At 37.7% G+C, this 305-nt stretch carries 1 protein-coding gene; it reads right to left on the reverse strand.

Features of this window, described 5'->3' with window-relative positions; translation table 11 throughout:
• A partial coding sequence (locus tag BBG47_RS30335; RefSeq protein ID WP_175400683.1) for a hypothetical protein occupies positions 1-305 on the reverse strand: 305 nt, incomplete at both ends.

Below are 305 nucleotides of genomic sequence, written 5' to 3' on the forward strand. Positions count from 1 at the left end.
CCCCCATAACACATTTGCATATTTGTCTCCTTCCACCCCCCAATCCATAAATATAATCTCCCCTCCCGTATCTGTAGGAATATTTACGGTTACAGTAACTTTTTCATGCCCCACTGGATGAAGAAATACTTTATAGAAGGAACGATTCTCATTCCAGTGATAAGTAGATTTCTCAGCAGTAAATCTCATCCCAAAATCTTCTGTTAATCGCTGTTCTGCTATTTTCTTCAATTCACTATGATCAAACGGCCCTCTAATTGCACAACGATAAAAAGTTAATGAAATGAGGACAAAGATCACGATAA

Source organism: Paenibacillus sp. KS1 (assembly GCF_001680695.1).
GTDB classification, from domain to species: domain Bacteria; phylum Bacillota; class Bacilli; order Paenibacillales; family Paenibacillaceae; genus Paenibacillus_B; species Paenibacillus_B suaedae.